This window comes from Citrobacter portucalensis, from assembly GCF_023374935.1.
Taxonomy (GTDB): Bacteria; Pseudomonadota; Gammaproteobacteria; order Enterobacterales; family Enterobacteriaceae; genus Citrobacter; species Citrobacter portucalensis.
The window spans coordinates 2,624,349-2,640,842 of the sequence record NZ_CP092466.1; the positions used below are offsets into that span (position 1 = coordinate 2,624,349).

A 16,494-nucleotide genomic window follows, 5' to 3' on the forward strand; every position below is an offset into this window, starting at 1 on the left:
TTCTCAACGGCTCAGGTCATGTAACCGCCCGCCAGCAGCGAACGTCACATCCGGTATCACTCTTCAGCAATGCCTGTTTCTTCTCACAACCTTGGGTTGCCAATGGACATCTGTCACGGAAAAAGCAGCCCTGGGGCAACGTTCGGTTTCCCGGTAGCTCGGTTTTACGTAACACCAAATCTTCCGCCAGCGGTGCGCCCGTTTTAGGGACCGAGTCCAGTAATAATCGTGTGTACGGATGGGCGGGATGAGTGAGAACCTGTTGGGCATCACCCAGCTCAACAATTTGCCCGAGGTACATCACCGCCACACGGTCGCTCATATGGCGGACCACCGACACGTTATGCGATATCAATACGTAGGTCAGGTTTCTGCGCGCCTGTAGCGACACCAGCAGGTTGAGGATTTGCGCCTGCACGGAGATATCCAGCGCTGAAGTGGGCTCATCGAGGACGATAACATCCGGCTCTGACGATAGCGCCCGGGCAATAGCAATACGTTGGCGCTGTCCACCGGAAAACGCGTGCGGCAAGCGGTCGAGATATTCAGGACGAATCCCCACCTGTCGTGCCAAATCCTCGGCAAGAATGCGTCGTTCACGCTCCGGGCTCCGTTTTTGGATCCACACCGGTTCGGTAATTATCCGCCACACCGGTAAGCGCGGATCCAGTGATGAAAGAGGGTCCTGAAAGACCATTTGCATACCGTTATGCTGCTTATCACCACGGCGAGAATAGCTTCCCTGACTGGGTTTCAACATGCCCATCAACAGTTGCGCCAGCGTACTTTTTCCACAGCCGGATTCGCCAACAATCCCCAGCGTTTCACCCTGGCGAATCTGTAAATCCAGACCGTTGAGCGCATGCACCCGTTCCGTAACCTTGCCAAGCCAGTTTTTACGCGCAGGAAAGTTGACATGAACATCCTGCAGCGCCAGTAAAAAATCAGACATGTGTTGTCTCCAGTTGCGGATACCAGCAGGCAGATTGTTGATCTGCACCTCCCTGACTACTTAACGCCGGCGTTTCTTCACAACGAGGACCAGCGGCAAAGCAGCGGTCGCGAAACGCGCATCCGGCAGGTAAGCAGGTTAGGTTCGGCACGGTGCCGGGAATGGCGGGCAGCAATGCGCGCGGTTCGCCGTGTTCCGGTGCACATTTCAGCAAGCCGATGGAATAGGGGTGAGTCGGGCGTTGAATAACGGTTTGCGTCGGGCCACTCTCAATCACACTCCCGGCATACATGACATACAACCGGTCGCATAACTGTGAAACCACCGCCATATCATGGCTGATAAATAACACGGCTGTTCCACTGGCGCGCGCTTTTAACTTCAGCAAACGCAGCACCTGCAGTTGCACCGTGACGTCCAGTGCGGTGGTCGGTTCATCGGCAATGATAAGCTCCGGCTCGCACGAAAAGGCCAGCGCAATCATCACGCGTTGGCGCATCCCGCCCGAAAGCTCAAACGGAAAACGTTTCATGACCTCCGGCGCATCCGGGATTTGCATCTCTTCGAGTAGAGCGACGGCTTTCTGGCGGGCATCCGTGCGGCTTAACGCCTGATGATGGCGGATTACCTCCACCATTTGCTGGCCAATACGCCGGGTCGGATTAAGTGCCGTCATGGGCTCCTGAAAGATCATCGCGACGCGTGCGCCGCGCCATTGGCGCATTTGTTTCTCACTGGCGTTGAGCACATCTTCACCCAGCAGCGAAACGCGTCCCTGGTGAATACGATAGCTTCCCTCCGGTAGCAGACGCATGGTGAGCATGGCGGTCACGGACTTACCGGAACCGGATTCACCCACCACGCCAACGATTTCTCCGCGGTTGATATGCAGCGATACATGGTTCAGCGCATGCACGTCAGCTTGATAGCCGGGGAAACTCAGATGCAAATCTTCGATTTCCAGTACGGGTTGTGTCATGACTGTTTTCCTCCGGCTTTCGGATCCAGCAGATCGCGAATACCATCGCCAAAGAGATTAAAGCCCACGGCGGTAATCAGAATGGCGGCGCCGGGAAAAGCACAATACCACCACTGATCAAGCACGTAATTGCGGCCAATTGCGACCATCGCCCCCCATTCAGCGCTGGGCTGCTGGGCGCCCAGACCGATAAACCCGAGCGTGGCGGCCATCAGGATCGCGCTGCCGATATCCAGTGATGCCTGCACAATGAGCGGCGGCAGAGAATTGCGTAAAATGTGCCAGCTAATCAGATGCCAGCGTGAAGCGCCGTAGGTCCGGGCAGCCTGTACAAAAGTAAACTGGCGTACCACTAACGTCTGACCACGGGCGAGGCGTACATAGAAAGGGATACGGACGATTGCAATCGCCAGCATGGCGTTAAACAGGCTGGGGCCCAGCGCGGCGGCTAACGCCATCGTCAACACCAGCGAAGGAATGGACAGCATAATGTCCATCATCCGCATAATTATCGCGTCGGCACGCCCACCCATGACACCCGACAAGCAACCCAGCAGTGAGCCCAATCCCCCGGCGATACCCACTACCACCAGACCCGCAACGACAGATTGCTGACTTCCTACCAGAACGCGGCTGAACAGATCGCGACCGACTTCATCGGTTCCAAACCAGTGAGCGGCTGACGGGGGCAGCAGGCGCGCACTCAAATTGATGGCATTCGGATCGTGGGGTGTTATCCACGGCGACAGCACCATCAGCAGCAGTATCAATACGATGATGACCCCGCCAACCAGAGTCAGCGGGCTACTTTTCATCATCCAGAACAGTTTGGCCCAGTCCGTGCGGCGACGTGCTGTCTGAGGGGTGGTCGGTGTTTCTTGTGTGAGCATCATTCAGCACCTCCACGTCCAATTCGAGGGTCTACCCACAGATAAAGTAAATCCACCACCAGGTTGACCAGCACATAGGCGAACGAGACCACCACCGCAAATCCCATTACCGCTGGGAAGTCGAGTGCCTGAATTGAGGTCACCACCCAGGCGCCCATGCCAGGCCAGGCAAAGACCGTTTCGGTCAATACCGCACCGTATAGCAGATCGCCCAGCGCCAGGCCCAGGACGGTGATTGATGGGATAAGTGCGTTAGGCAATGCATAGCACAGCACGATGTACCAGCCCGGGAGCCCGCTGGCGCGGGCGGTACGTATGTAATCTTCACTCAGTTGCTCCAGCATGGCGGAACGAATCTGACGGGCAACGATCCCAAGATGTACAAAAGCCAATGTCAGCGATGGCAAAATCAGGTGCTGAAGCGCATTGAAAAAGACTTCGCCGTTGCCTTCCAGCAGAGCATCAATCAGGTAGAAACCGGTGACGTGAGCTGGTGGATCCAGCCAGTCGTCTAAACGCCCACCGCCGGGTAAAATTTGCAGATGACCGTAAAACAGCACGATAACCCCCAGCCCCAGCCAGAATGCAGGCGTGGAGATACCGGTAATTGCCATTAGACGAACAAGGTGATCAAGCCAGCGGTTACGCCAGACCGCAGACAAAATACCCAGCGGGATACCTATCACCAGCGCCAGCAACAAAGAGCAGAAAGCCAATTCAAGGGTCGCGGGGAAGAAAATGCGCAGCTCATCCAGTACCGGACGTCCGGTGCGAATGGATATGCCTAAATCGCCGTGAAAAATATCGCTGACATAGCGAAAAAACTGGACATACAGCGGTTGATTCAGCCCCAGCTGTTGGCGAATATTTTCGACAATTTCATCGCTGGCACGGTCACCCGCCAGCAGCCGCGCGGGGTCGCCAGGTATCAGGTGTGAAATAATAAAGGTGATTACGCAAACACCGATAACCACCAGAATAAGTCCCCAGCATCGCTGGCGTAAAATACTCCAGAACGTCATTAGCTTCCCCTTGCGGAGCCAGAGCGGCTCCGCATAAACGTGGCTTATTTACTCATGGTGGAGATATTGAAGACCTGTTCCAGCATGGGGTTGAATACAAATCCTTTGACGTCTTTATTCATCGCCAGCTGATAGTTTTTCTGGAATAAATAGACGTAGGCTGCTTCATCAATCACGATGGTTTGAGCCTGCTGGTAGTCATTGGTTCTGGCCACCTGATCGGTTGTGGCCAGCGCGCTGCGCAGCAGCTTATCGACCTCACCGTTTTCATAGAACGAACGGTTACCGGGCAAACCCTTCTTATCTGACTCAAACCAGTAGTTCATAAACATGTACGGGTCGGCAAAATCCGGACTCCAGTTGCCAATGGCAATGTCGTAATCGCCTTTGCCCACGCGGTCGCGCATGGTGGCGTTTGCCAGTTTTTCCAGTTTCACCTTAATACCCAGTTTGCCAAGGCTTGCCTGGGTGGCGAGCGCGATAGGTTCCCAGTTAGGGTCATTATCAGAGTACAGGAAGCTCAGGCTTTCAGGTTTGCTAGCAACTTTGTCCCACGCGGCTTTGGCTTTGGCTTCATCGAAGCTGTACTGCATGGCCTTATCGTCAAAACCCCACATGCCTTCAGGGATCGGGCCACGCATTTGCTTTCCATTGCCGCTCAGGATCCCGTTAACCATGCCTTTATAATCAGTGGCCCACGAGATGGCACGGCGTAAATCCACCTGATTGAGCGGGGCTTTACTGTTGTTGAGATACAGATAGGTCACGCGCAGCGAGGGATAATCCGCCACGTTCACTTTGCCTTCCTGTTTCAAAGCGGCAAGCTGGTCAACAGGCAGCGCATCGGCAATGTCGATATCGCCACGCGACAATTGCAGGCGACGGGAGGCGCTTTCACCAATGATTTTGACTGAGACACGCTTAAATGTCGGTTTTGTACCGGGATAATGCGGGTTAGGCACCAGCACCAGTTGTTGTCCCTTTTGCCAGCTCTTCAGCATGAAGGGACCAGAGCCAGCCGTGTTCTGCGCCAGGAATCCGCGGGCATCGTCTGCGGCATGCTCTTTTAAGATGGCCGGGTTAATGATTGAGGCACCGTCATTTGCCAGCGTATACAGAAACGGGGCAAACGGCTGGCTGAGGGTAAATTTCACCGTGTTGTTATCAATGACGTCGACCTTCAGATCTTTTGGGAAAGCCTCCGCAGGTCCCTGACCAATCTTGAGCAAACGTTCAAAGGATTGCTTTACCGCATCTGCCGTTACCGGCGTTCCGTCGGCGAATTTGGCATCGTTTTTCAGGGTAAACGTCCACTCTTTCTGATCGTCAGAGGCTTTCCAGCCGCTGGCTAAATCACCTTCAACTTCCGTGGAGCCTTTACCTCCGTCGGTTTTGTATTGAACCAACCGCTGGTAGGAAGGATAGGTGACCGTCCAGTCATTGTTATCGATGGTCACGGCGGGGTCGAGCGTCTGCGGATCGGCGGCTTTACCAATCACCAACATATCTTTGGGAACGGCAGCCTGTGAGGCGGGCAGGGCAAATGCTAACGCAACGGCTATCAGAGCGGGGCGGAAAAACGCGTTTAACGCAGGTGTAGTCTTCATAACCAGGCTCCAGAATTAAAGGGGATGTTGTGTTGTTATTGGCGTGACAGTGTAACAATCTATTTGATCGTCAAGCAGCGGGTAACGGGCGGCATCAGGTAATTCAAAATGCCACCACTCGCTGTTGATACCGACAAAACCACCGCCAAACATAATGGCATTGAGCAGCAGGCGGTTACGCTGCGCTGCCGGAGGAACAGACGGATGCCATGCATGGGAACGGTCGTGCATTTCATCAAAACCGGCCCCCATATCAAGGAGATGGCCGCGATCGTCCATCAACGTGACGTCAATGGCCGTACCCCGACTGTGATTGGAACCAATCGCGACATCGACAACATACTGTGGGTCGGGACAGGCATTCCACAGTATCGCCTGCGCCTGCTGGGGGCGATACGCGTCGTACACCACAAGCTGCAGGCCGGCCAGTTGCGCAATACTGATGCTTTTAGCCAGCGCGGTAACCGCCTCAGTGTGCAACAGACAACGCGCTTCCCGGTAGATTGGTGCGCCGGTAATGTTGTCGGCAGTAGCGTATTTAAGATCGATATGCAGCGACGGAAATATCACCGACAGATCGACCAGTTCTGGGAGTTCTGACATAGCACGTTTCCTGTTTATTGTTCGAATTGACCAAATTGTTGTTGTAACTGGCGATTGGTTTGCAGGCGTCCTGCGAGGGTGTCACCCAGTTGCGCCACCACCGCAGAAAGTAATAAGTTGAACAGACAGCTCACCGGTGCCAGTGAGTCCCAGAAATGCCCGGTGTCAGTTTTTACCTGAAGTAAATCAATGGAATAATCCCTGGCCCATGGGCACCACACATCGGTAATGAGCGCCAGCGGAATGCAGCGCTCTGTGGCGACACGGCAATATTGTCGCGAAATAGCGGAGTAGGCGCGCATATCGGTAATAACCACGTAAGGCTGGCTGAATCCCGAGTTCAGCGACTCAACCCAACTGCCGGACAGGCCTTCGGAGTAGCTGACTTTAGGTCGCAGGTATTCCAGGTGACTAAAAAAGGCGTTGGCGATCCCGCGGGTGGACTGGATCCCGAGGATGTATACGGCTTCCGCATGCGCCAACTGCTGTGCAATGCGTAAAAACGTTTCGCCTTGTGCGAGCTGGTAGACGTGGGTAATAGCGTCGATCTCCAGCAACAGCGACTGCTGTGCCCGATCCGGCAGGCTTTGTTGCTGGTGCCAGGAGTCCAGTCGTTCATTCATTCCCCAGGGCTGATACGGAACAACGGGAAGCTCACGCAGACTGGCTTTGGCATCCTCCAGGTTACGAAAGCCCAGTTTACGCAGATAACGTCCGACGGTAATGCCACTGGTTCCGGTTGCTTTGGCGATGCCATCCGCGGTTTCAAATGGGATCTGCACAGCATGGGCTAACAGCCACCCGGCCACGCGCTTTTCGCTGGGCGTCAGCTGGCTAAAGGTTTGCTCTATGCGGGTAAATAACTCTGGTTTGGCTGTCATTACCTTCTCGCTGTTAGTTGCCTGTCAGATACCGTATTTCTGTTAGCGAATTAACAATGCAGGACGCGTGCCATGTGCGTAACAGCGGCACGTCGGCTGTTTTTGTTAAAAATAAACCGATACTCATTAACCAATGATCAACATTTGTGCAGCGTAGTTCAGTTTTGGTGCAACGGCAGAGGAAGCAGGGTATGAATCTGCTGATTTCGTCGGAACGATCACATTGTGGGCAACATTTATCCCTCAGACATAAGAATCAGTAATGGGAAATATAAATTTCAGCCATATCAATAACCCCAATCTTTATTCTTATGATGGTAGGGGTATTATTTTTCGCGAGCTACATTAACGGTGTTAAGCGCAAGTGTAGATATTATTTATATTATAAATGGAGTACTACAATGAATAAATTCTCCCTTTCTACAGCAGGTATTCTGGTCGCAGCGCTGTTAACCAGTGTCAGCGTCAATGCAGCAACAGATAACGCTAAAACTGAAGTGACTCCAAAAGGCATGAACTGCCAGGAGTTTATTGATTTGAACCCACAAACTATGGCTCCGGTGGCCTTCTGGGTGCTCAATGAAGACGAAGACTTCAAAGGTGGTGACTACGTCGACTATAACGAAACCGTTACGACCGCAGTTCCTCTGACCGTCGAACTTTGTAAGAAGCATCCGCAGAGTGAATTAAGTAAAATAAAAGACGAAATCAAAAAAGAATTATCTAAATAAGATTAAGACGTTATTAAAACCCAGCCAAAGTGCTGGGTTTTGTTATTTGTGACGCTGTCACTTATTTGTTTTGCAATACTTAAGAAAACTTTATAAAGATATAAACGCCTGTGCCGATACTGGATAAAAGTTAGCCTTTTGCAGAAGGAGTTTGTATGGCCTGGTATCCTACTCGTATTTCAACGCGTTTAACCATCGGCGGCATTCTGCTGCTTGCAGTAACGACCCTTGTTATCGTGGTGATTATGCTCTGGCGCGGTCAGCCGCGCGTCGTTGAAATCAACACCGCCCTGATCGAAGAAACAGGGCAAGGTTTAACCCGTCAGTTGAGTACCGTATTGTCCCGAATTGAAGGTGAGACCGTCAGCCTGTCGCGACTGGCTGAAGTGTTGCCTAACGATGAATCTCTGTACCAAAGCGTTGTTCCGCATCTGATTGGTGAGGGTAAAGACTCGATTATTACCGGCGGCGGCATCTGGCCAGAACCAGACGCCTTCACCGCAGGTGTGGAGAAAAGAAGCTTTTTCTGGGCGCGTAATGCTGAAGGAAAGCTGGTGTATTCCAATGATTATAACGTCGAAGGATCGAGTGGATACCACAATGAAAGCTGGTATCAACTGGCCAAAGGCCATTCACAAAACAGCTGTTTATGGTCTGACGTTTACCAGGATGCCAGTTCAGGCGTCAACATGGTGACATGCAGCGTGCCTTATCAACAGGCGGGCAAGTTTGCCGGTGTCGCTACCACCGATATCCGTCTGGATAACGTCGCCACTTTCATGCAGCAGCAGGGCAACAGCACCGGCGGTTACGCGTTTGTGGTAGACAAGCAGGGACAAATTCTCTATTTCCCGCAGGCCGACCTGGCCAAACATAAAACTATTAACGATCTGGCGCAAAGCGCGCAGTGGCTTATCCCGGTGCAAAACGGTCTGAAATCTTTGCGCCCGACAGATGGGGTGAAGACTATCACGCTGGCAAACGACAACATCCTGAATACAGCGTCACAGGTAATGCTGTTCCCGATGCCAGATACCGGCTGGGTCGTAGGACTTGCAACCCCGGAATCTCGTATTGTCGGTCTTGCCAAAGTGATGATGCAGGACGTTCTGGAAGTATTGATCCCTATCATGACGCTGTTGCTGGTGGGATCATGGCTGGTGGTTCGTCGACTGATTTCACGTCTTGATGATACCCGTCAGGCACTTGATGACATCGCGCAGGGAGAAGGCGATCTTACCCGTCGTCTGGATGTTCGTGGCAAAGACGAGATTTCGGCTATCGCCGAGGCGTTTAATCTGTTCGTCGATAAAATCTCGGCCATCCTGATCACCGTCAGAAGCAGTAGCACAGTGGTAGCGAATAACGCCGTTAGCCTGGCTGACAGTAATATGGAGCTTTCATCTCGCGTAACGCAGCAGGCCGCTGCGCTGGAAGAGAGTTCGGCGGCTATGGAACAGTTAAATGCGACCGTTCATCAAAACGCCAGTAATACACAACTGGCGGATGAGCTATCCGATAGCACCGCGCAAACGGCCAACCGCTGCGGCGATGTGATGCAGGGCGTGATCTCAACAATGGATAACGTCAGCGCCTCATCCGGCAGAATGGTGGAAATTGTCGCGGTCATCGACAGCATTGCGTTCCAGACCAATATTCTCGCCCTGAATGCCGCGGTTGAAGCCGCCAGAGCGGGCGATGCAGGCAGAGGGTTTGCCGTCGTGGCCTCCGAAGTGCGCACGCTGGCTCAGCGCAGTGCCACCGCCGCCCAGGAAATTAAAACGTTGATTGATGAATCCGTTTCTCATGTTGGTAGCGGAAGTCAGCAAATTCACAATGCCGGTGAGCGTCTGGGAGAACTGGTCAACAATGTGCGTCAGGTGCGCCAGTTGATGGGGGAAATACGCGTTGCGGGTGAAGAACAACGTAAGGGCGTTTCCGAAGTTACGCTGGCCGTTACCGAAATGGACAGCACCGTTCAGCAAAACGCCTCATTAATTGATGATGCCGCAGCACGGACGCAGGCGCTGAAAGAGGAGGCGGAACAACTGGCGTTGCTGGTCTCTTCCTTCAGATTACCTGAGCCTTCTGTTGCCGGATAACCACACCATATCCGGGTACATACAATGTGCCCGGATAACTCCAGTATAATGGTCCTTAAGCAAGATTTTCCGGTTTAACTCCTTTTTATTGTGTCTTATAAGACTTTGAATCATTCCCCACTTAACTCTATAATATTGTGTGTAAAGTCGTTTTTATCCCAATAAGAGCCAATATTATGGATTTAACGCTAAATACTGCAGCTGATATCGTCAAACTGCTTTGCGACAGATTGCGTAAAGAACGACTCGCGCGGCAAATGACGCAAGCTGATGTTGCCGCGCGTTCAGGTGTCGGTGTGAATACCGTTTCAAATCTGGAAACAGGTAAGAATGTAGGATTTGAGAATCTGGTCAAAGTCGCAATGGTGTTAGGCTATGGCGATGCACTGGAGGGGTTATTCAAACCCAGGATTGATAGTCTCGATGATATTTTGCGTTACGAAAAGAGCGCGGCACGTCAGCGGATCAAAAGGAAAAATTCTGATGCCTGAGCAAGTTGATGTCTTCTATGAAGGCTGGGGTGAGAAATGGCTGTGGGGCAAACTGGTGTCTTCCACAGCCCTGACCGGACGTCCGTTGATCGCCTTTGAATACAGTGAAGACGCCTTACGTAGGGGCCTGGAGCTGTCCCGTCTGAGGTTACCGCTGAACGGTCCCCGTTTGCGCAGGGATTTCCCGGCTCATCAGTTGGGATTACCCGGACCGGTTTATGATTCGCTACCTGACGGCTGGGGCATGCTGTTGATGGACCGACTATTTAAACGCCGCGGACTCAACGCAGCACGCATAGGTCCATTAGAGCGTTTAACCTGGGTCGGCAACAACGCGATGGGCGCCATGACATTCCAGCCCGTTCAGTCAGATGTCGAGATGCTGTCAAAAGAGGATGTTCCTCTCGAACAACTGGCCGCTGAGGTTCAGGAAGTCCTGAGCGGCGAAGGCGGGGAATTTTTGCAAAAACTGCTCCAGATGGGCGGTTCGCCACAGGGAGCAAGGCCTAAGGCGCTACTTTATCGTGACACTGTCACGTCAAAATTCACCACGGTGCCGCTACCCGGGAGCGAAAGTTGGCTGATTAAATTTCCCGCCAGGCATGAGCATGCTGAGGTATGTGCCATCGAAGCGGTTTATGCTGAATGCTTGCGCCAATGTGGGATAACCACGCCTGATACGGCGTATTTCAATCTGCCCGGCGGACAGGCGGCATTTGCCACTCGCCGTTTCGACCGTGACCAGTCGACACGAATTCCTATGCAGAGCCTGGCTGCACTTACCGGGGCAAATTACCAGATACCCGGCGCTTTAGACTACCGGGATTTTCTGCGCGCCACGCAGATTTGTACCAATGATGTCAGAGAAAAGGCAAAAGCGTTTGAACGTGTGGTTTTCAACGTGGCTTTTAACAATCGCGACGATCATCCGAAGAATTTTGCCTATTTAATGTCAGCCGATGGAAACTGGGCTCTGGCTCCGGCTTACGATGTCACCTGGTGCGAAGGGCCTGGCGGGTATCACCAAATGGACGTGCTGGGAGAGGCGCTGGATATCGAAAGAAAGCACCTTCAGTCGCTTGGCGTTCAGGAAGCTGAGTTATCTGCTGACCATGTGAACGGCATAATCGAAAAAGTCTGTCACTTTGCCACGGCATTGAGCGCTATCGCCAGGGACAAATACCCCGATCAGATAACGCTATCTACGCTGAATACGATACAGAAACAAATTAATGATAATGTCCGCCGGCTAATGTCCCGGTGACGCAGATACGGCCGCAACACTTCCCGGAAAATTAAAGCTGAGCGGGGCAATGTTTCCCCGCTACATTTCCTCGCTAAACTGACCAGAGGACAACTATTAACGTCCCCAACGATTACGAATATAGGTCACGGCTTCCTGCGTTTGAGGTTGATTAAGATAATCTTCGCGAAACAGGATCGTGCCGTTGATGTACGGTTCGGATTCGTTTAAATCGAGCTGCTTTTTCAGTTCCGGCACACCGCCTTTTACCGTCCAGTCTGGCTCTTTTCTCGATGGTTCACCAACTTTATACAGCGCTACACCAATGTAGAGGCGGGTGTTGGTTGATTTCACGACATCTGCCCACCATTTTGCCAGTACATCGTAACGCGCTGCGTCGCGGGCAAAAGGCCAGTAGAGTTGCGGTGCAATGTAATCCAGCAAACCTAGTTGCACCCAACGGCGGGTGTCTGCATACGACTCATCATACGCTGCCGCGCCGCGCGTGTCGGAGCCCGCTGGATCGTGCGAACGGTTGCGCCACACGCCCGCAGGACTGACGCCGAATTCAACCTCAGGCTTGAGTTTCTTGATGGTCCGCGATACCTGGGCAATCAGCCGTTGCGTGTTATCGCGACGCCAGTCAGCCTTGGAAGCGAATCCCTGGCCGTATCTTCTGAAGGTCTGGCTGTCGTTGAGCGCAGAGCCGGGAGATTCGGTATAGAAGTAATCATCAAACTGCACGCCATCAACCGGGTAATTCTCAACCACTTCCGCCACGATGCTGGTGATCCAGTCGCGCACGTCGGGAATACCGGGGTCTAACACAAAACGCTCGCCCGCAGTGCGGATCCAGTCCCGATGCAGGACGTATACGCTGGACGGCGTCTGTGACAGCGTGCTGTTTAATTCAGTGACCGTCGAAGGTTTGGTGTTCACGGAAACACGGTAGGGGTTAAGCCAGGCATGAACTTTCATTCCGCGTTTATGCGCTTCATCGAGCATAAACTGCAGCGGATCGTAACCCGGATCCTGGCCAATCGTACCGGTCAGGGTATCTGACCACGGTAGAATCTTTGACTTCCACAATGCGGTCCCATCGGGCTTAACCTGGAAAAAAACGGTGTTAATACCAAGCCGTTTCAGGTTGTCCAGCTTATCCGTCAGCGCTTTTTGCTGCAGGCTGATGCGTACGGCAGGCGAACTGATGTTCACGGATGAGATAGGTGGCCAGTCTAGACGTGAAACTGTCGCCAGCCAGATCCCGCGCACTGGCTCCTTGCTCTGCTGTGGTTTGCTCACCGGAGGTAGCGGAGTGGTTTTGGGACCGGGCGGTTGTGAAGAACAGCTGCCCAGTAACAACATACTGCCTACGAGTACAGCAAACCATTTCATGTTGGTCAGCGGTAGTCTGGCACGAGAACGGGCGAGAATCTTCGCCAGTTTTTTCTGATAATTTCCTGAAAAGAAACCGGATGCTGCCATCTGATTTTGCTCTTATTTCTTTTTATTGCGGCTGTTAGCCCAGGGATCGAAGGCCGGTTCGGGGGTGTTGTTTGAGGCCAGGTCATGCAGCGAATCAAGGTACAGCGCTTCAACTTCTGCCCGCGCCCACGGCGTACGGCGCAGAAACTTCAGACTGGATTTAACGCTCGGTTCATTTTTAAAGCAGTTGATATTAATGCGTTGCGCCAGTTCACCCCAACCATAACGTTCAACCAGGGCATTGACCTGCATTTCAAGCGTTACGCCATGTAAAGGGTCTTTAGAAATATGAGCATTCATATGAAGTCCAGTTCAGTGGTTCCAGATTTTGTCAGTAGTGAGACGGGAAGAAGGTTACAAGAAAGCAAAGCTGCCAGCAACGGCAGAAAGCGGTATGGCGCGACAAGCCGTACGCCATACCGGCAATGGATGGCTCAATACTCTTTAAAAGCCAGTTCCAGACGGGCAATCAACGGTTTAAACAGGTAACTCATCAGGGTTCGCTCACCGGTCTTGATCGTCACGCTGGCAGGCATTCCCGCTTTAATTTTGTAATCGCCCAGCAAACGCGCGCCCTCTGCTGAAACCTGTACTTCCGCAAGGTAGTAAGGCTGCTGAGTGGCTTCATCAATTAAGCGGTCCGCCGAGATAGTCAGAACCCTGGCCGGAACCGACGGCAACAGGGCATGGTTAAGGGCAGGGAAAAGCACATCAACGGTTAAGCCGGGGACCAGTTTATCAATGGCATGCACGGGTATTTTGGCATCAATTTGCATCGGTTGTCCGGCGGCGACAATATCCATAAGATGTTCGCCGGGTTGAATGACACCGCCCACGGTACTGACTTTAACATCCAGCACGATACCGTTAATCGGTGAGCGGATCTCGGTGTTATCCAGCTCGTGACGGGTGGACACCAGTTCATCCTCCAGCATTGCCACTTCTTTTTGGTTTTCCGTCAGTTCAGACTCAACTTCACGTAAATATTGATGACGCACCTGGTAGGCTTTAATTTTTAATTCGTTTTGCTGCGATTTCAGTTTGGCAATGTTAAGAATATCTTCTGAAACGCTGCCAGATATTTCAGCCGCCTCGCGCTCCAGCACCAGTAATTGCGCTTTGGGGTAATAATTCTTTTCGCTCAACGCGCGAATAGCCCCCAACTCCCGGTTAATCAGAGAAAACTGGTGGTCGCGATAGCCTTTTATTTTATTGAGATTATCCGTTTGCCCAACCAGACCATCGAGCGTCTCCTCAATCATCGACAGTTCGTCCTGAATCGTTTTGCGACGCGTATCGAAAAGCTTGGCCTGCAGATTTCTGACTTCTGTCAGCCGTTTATTGCCAGAGAATTGCTGCGTCAGCGTCGTATTAAAGCGGATCGCTTCCAGGCCATCGCGTTCTGCCAACAGACGATCTTCGATACTTTTTGCAGAAATATACTGGGCATTTAACGCGCTAAAACGCATTTCGAGCTGCATTTTATCCAACCGGACGAGAACCTGATTTTTCTTCACGAAGTCGCCTTCTTTGATAAAGATATCCGTTACCCGACCGCCGCTCAGATGCTGAATGGTTTTGCGGTTACTCGATACGGTTACAGTACCATCAGCGACCACGCCCGCATCTAACGGAGCTTGCACCGCCCAGAGGATAAAACTACCGACACCAAGCACAATGACGATCACGCCCCGGATAATCGGCGACCAGATATTGGTATCTACGCCAGCAGATGCCGTATTGTGGGGATTCTTTTTCATCATCAGGCCTCACGTTGCTGTTCAGTAGTGGATGGAGAAGGCGTAGCCACCGGTTTCAGTACGTTGGCCTGACGCAAATGGGCAAAAACCTGATCGCGGGTACCAAACTCCTGTATGGCGCCATCGTTAAGCAGCAAAACCTTATTGACCACGCCGAGCAGCGTCGGGCGGTGTGAGATAATGACGGTAGTTTGTCCCTGTGTACGAAGGGTATTGATGGCTTTAACGAGTGCAAATTCGCCCGCGTCGTCAAGATTAGCATTCGGTTCATCAAGCACGATGAACGCAGGATTGTTATACACGGCGCGTGCCAGTCCAATGCGCTGCCGCTGCCCGCCGGAGAGCTGGTATCCGCCTGCGCCCAACAGCGTGTCATAACCTTGCGGCAAGCGCAGGATCATCTCATGAACGCCTGCCAGTAATGCGGCGGCGACGATAAGCTCACTGTCATTCTGCGAGAAGCGGGCAATGTTTTGCGCGATGGTACCGTCAAACAGTTCCACATCCTGCGGCAGATAGCCAATGGACGGACCCAGCAGTGCTTTATCCCACTGACAAATATCCGCCCCGTCTAATCTGACCTTTCCTGATAACGGCTTCCAGACGCCAACCAAAACCTTGGCCAGCGATGTCTTCCCTGAGGCAGAGGGACCGATAATCCCCAGGACTTCGCCTTGCTCCAACTGGAATGAGATATTACGCAATAGTGGGGAAGACTGACCGGGAGCCGCAGCAAAAACGCCTTCAACGCTGATGTTGCCGTTCGGACGCGGCAGGGTCAGTACCTCTTTCGGTGCCGGATACTCCTTCAGCAAGGTTGAGAGCTGATGCCACGCGCTACGAAACTGCACGAACTGCTTCCAGCTGCCAATAACTTGTTCTACCGGGTTGAGGACGCGGCCAAGAATGATCGAGGCGGCGATCATCAAGCCCGGAGTAATATGGCCGCCGATCACCAGTAAAGCCCCGGCACCCAGCGCAATAGATTGCAGCAACACCCGCACAAAGCGGCTGAGGCTGCTCAACCCGGCCGTTTTGTCAGCAATCTGCGTTTGTAGCGCCAGCACTTTGTTATGTTGCTCCTGCCAGTTGGACTTCAGGGTCGAGAGCATACCCATCGCCTCAATGGCATCAGCGTTTTGCAGCTGTTTATTCAGTTTGCTGGCATTGTTAATGGTTAAGGCGTGCGCTTGCTGAATCGGGCGTTTGGTAGAGATTTCAGATACCAGCGTCAGAATAAATAATAACGTTATTCCGCCGAGAGAAAGGTATCCCAGCAGGGGATGGACCAAAAAGGCGATGAACAGATATATTGGCGTCCAGGGAATATCCAGTAAGGCGAATAGACTATTCCCGGAAAGAAACTGACGAACCTGATCCAGTTCGGCTAAAGATTGCGCCGGGTTGTTATCGCCGGTAACCATCTTTCTTTTAAAGGCTGCGTTAAAGACCAACTGGCTTAGCTTTATATCAAGCCTGTTGCCAAGCCTGACCATAACCTGCGCGCGGGCAGATTCAATCATGGCAATAACGATGTACAAGCCGACAATCAATAAGGTCAACATTAACAGCGTGGTGGTATTTTTACTCACCAGCACGCGGTCGTATACTTGTAGCATATAAATTGCCGGCGCCAGCATAAGCATATTAATCACACAACTAAAAAACAGCAGCATCAGAAAAGTGGGTTTCGTTCCTTTTAATGCATCATTCAGTTCTGTTGGCGTATGCTGGCGCGACATAGTCTT

The 16,494-nt window shown here is 52.4% G+C and carries 15 protein-coding genes; 4 read left to right on the forward strand and 11 right to left on the reverse strand.

The window, feature by feature from the left end:
• Positions 1 to 16: 16 nt before the first annotated feature.
• From LY264_RS12765 to LY264_RS12795, 7 genes are read right to left on the reverse strand one after another with little or no spacing between them, the layout of a single operon-like run.
• On the reverse strand, positions 17 to 952 hold the full coding sequence (locus tag LY264_RS12765; RefSeq protein ID WP_048226487.1) for an ABC transporter ATP-binding protein: 936 nt from the start codon (positions 950 to 952) through the stop codon (positions 17 to 19).
• Complete coding sequence (locus LY264_RS12770; protein ID WP_048226489.1) at positions 945 to 1,931, reverse strand: ABC transporter ATP-binding protein; 987 nt, start codon at positions 1,929 to 1,931, stop codon at positions 945 to 947. The genes LY264_RS12765 and LY264_RS12770 overlap by 8 nt, the downstream gene beginning before the upstream one ends.
• Positions 1,928 to 2,824: a D,D-dipeptide ABC transporter permease gene (gene ddpC / locus LY264_RS12775; protein ID WP_048226490.1), complete on the reverse strand. Its 897-nt coding sequence runs from the start codon at positions 2,822 to 2,824 to the stop codon at positions 1,928 to 1,930. The genes LY264_RS12770 and ddpC overlap by 4 nt, the downstream gene beginning before the upstream one ends.
• Positions 2,821 to 3,843, reverse strand: a complete 1,023-nt coding sequence (locus LY264_RS12780; protein ID WP_008784784.1) for an ABC transporter permease — start codon at positions 3,841 to 3,843, stop codon at positions 2,821 to 2,823. Before LY264_RS12780 ends, ddpC begins: the two co-directional genes overlap by 4 nt.
• Before the next feature lie 44 nt (positions 3,844 to 3,887).
• Positions 3,888 to 5,450 carry an ABC transporter substrate-binding protein gene (locus LY264_RS12785; RefSeq protein ID WP_048226492.1) on the reverse strand — a complete coding sequence of 521 codons (1,563 nt, stop codon included), beginning with the start codon at positions 5,448 to 5,450 and terminating at the stop codon, positions 3,888 to 3,890.
• 15 nt (positions 5,451 to 5,465) lie between these two features.
• Positions 5,466 to 6,053: a D-alanyl-D-alanine dipeptidase gene (gene ddpX / locus LY264_RS12790; protein ID WP_003832991.1), complete on the reverse strand. Its 588-nt coding sequence runs from the start codon at positions 6,051 to 6,053 to the stop codon at positions 5,466 to 5,468.
• A gap of 14 nt (positions 6,054 to 6,067) precedes the next feature.
• Complete coding sequence (locus LY264_RS12795) at positions 6,068 to 6,934, reverse strand: MurR/RpiR family transcriptional regulator (RefSeq protein ID WP_048226494.1); 867 nt, start codon at positions 6,932 to 6,934, stop codon at positions 6,068 to 6,070.
• 401 nt (positions 6,935 to 7,335) lie between these two features.
• On the opposite strand from LY264_RS12795, the gene hdeB reads away from it, so the two are divergent.
• The 4 genes from hdeB to LY264_RS12815 all read left to right on the forward strand — a co-directional run bounded on the left by hdeB (position 7,336) and on the right by LY264_RS12815 (position 11,522).
• Complete coding sequence (gene hdeB, locus LY264_RS12800; protein WP_003019999.1) at positions 7,336 to 7,665, forward strand: acid-activated periplasmic chaperone HdeB; 330 nt, start codon at positions 7,336 to 7,338, stop codon at positions 7,663 to 7,665.
• Between the two features lie 155 nt (positions 7,666 to 7,820).
• Complete coding sequence (locus tag LY264_RS12805; protein ID WP_048226495.1) at positions 7,821 to 9,767, forward strand: methyl-accepting chemotaxis protein; 1,947 nt, start codon at positions 7,821 to 7,823, stop codon at positions 9,765 to 9,767.
• Between the two features lie 176 nt (positions 9,768 to 9,943).
• Positions 9,944 to 10,258 carry a helix-turn-helix domain-containing protein gene (locus LY264_RS12810; RefSeq protein WP_048226497.1) on the forward strand — a complete coding sequence of 105 codons (315 nt, stop codon included), beginning with the start codon at positions 9,944 to 9,946 and terminating at the stop codon, positions 10,256 to 10,258.
• On the forward strand, positions 10,251 to 11,522 hold the full coding sequence (locus LY264_RS12815) for a type II toxin-antitoxin system HipA family toxin (protein ID WP_048226499.1): 1,272 nt from the start codon (positions 10,251 to 10,253) through the stop codon (positions 11,520 to 11,522). Before LY264_RS12810 ends, LY264_RS12815 begins: the two co-directional genes overlap by 8 nt.
• 96 nt (positions 11,523 to 11,618) lie before the next feature.
• Here LY264_RS12815 and LY264_RS12820 read toward each other — a convergent pair whose 3' ends face one another.
• From LY264_RS12820 to LY264_RS12835, 4 genes are all read right to left on the reverse strand, one after another.
• The gene (locus LY264_RS12820; RefSeq protein WP_032943455.1) at positions 11,619 to 12,986 is read right to left on the reverse strand and encodes a glycoside hydrolase family 10-like protein; all 1,368 of its coding nucleotides are present in this window, start codon (positions 12,984 to 12,986) and stop codon (positions 11,619 to 11,621) included.
• Positions 12,987 to 12,998: 12 nt separating this feature from the next.
• Complete coding sequence (locus LY264_RS12825) at positions 12,999 to 13,286, reverse strand: VF530 family protein (protein ID WP_048214196.1); 288 nt, start codon at positions 13,284 to 13,286, stop codon at positions 12,999 to 13,001.
• Positions 13,287 to 13,420: 134 nt separating this feature from the next.
• Positions 13,421 to 14,749 carry an HlyD family type I secretion periplasmic adaptor subunit gene (locus LY264_RS12830; RefSeq protein WP_171845945.1) on the reverse strand — a complete coding sequence of 443 codons (1,329 nt, stop codon included), beginning with the start codon at positions 14,747 to 14,749 and terminating at the stop codon, positions 13,421 to 13,423.
• Complete coding sequence (locus LY264_RS12835; RefSeq protein WP_048226501.1) at positions 14,749 to 16,488, reverse strand: type I secretion system permease/ATPase; 1,740 nt, start codon at positions 16,486 to 16,488, stop codon at positions 14,749 to 14,751. The genes LY264_RS12830 and LY264_RS12835 overlap by 1 nt, the downstream gene beginning before the upstream one ends.
• Between the last annotated feature and the right edge of the window lie 6 nt (positions 16,489 to 16,494).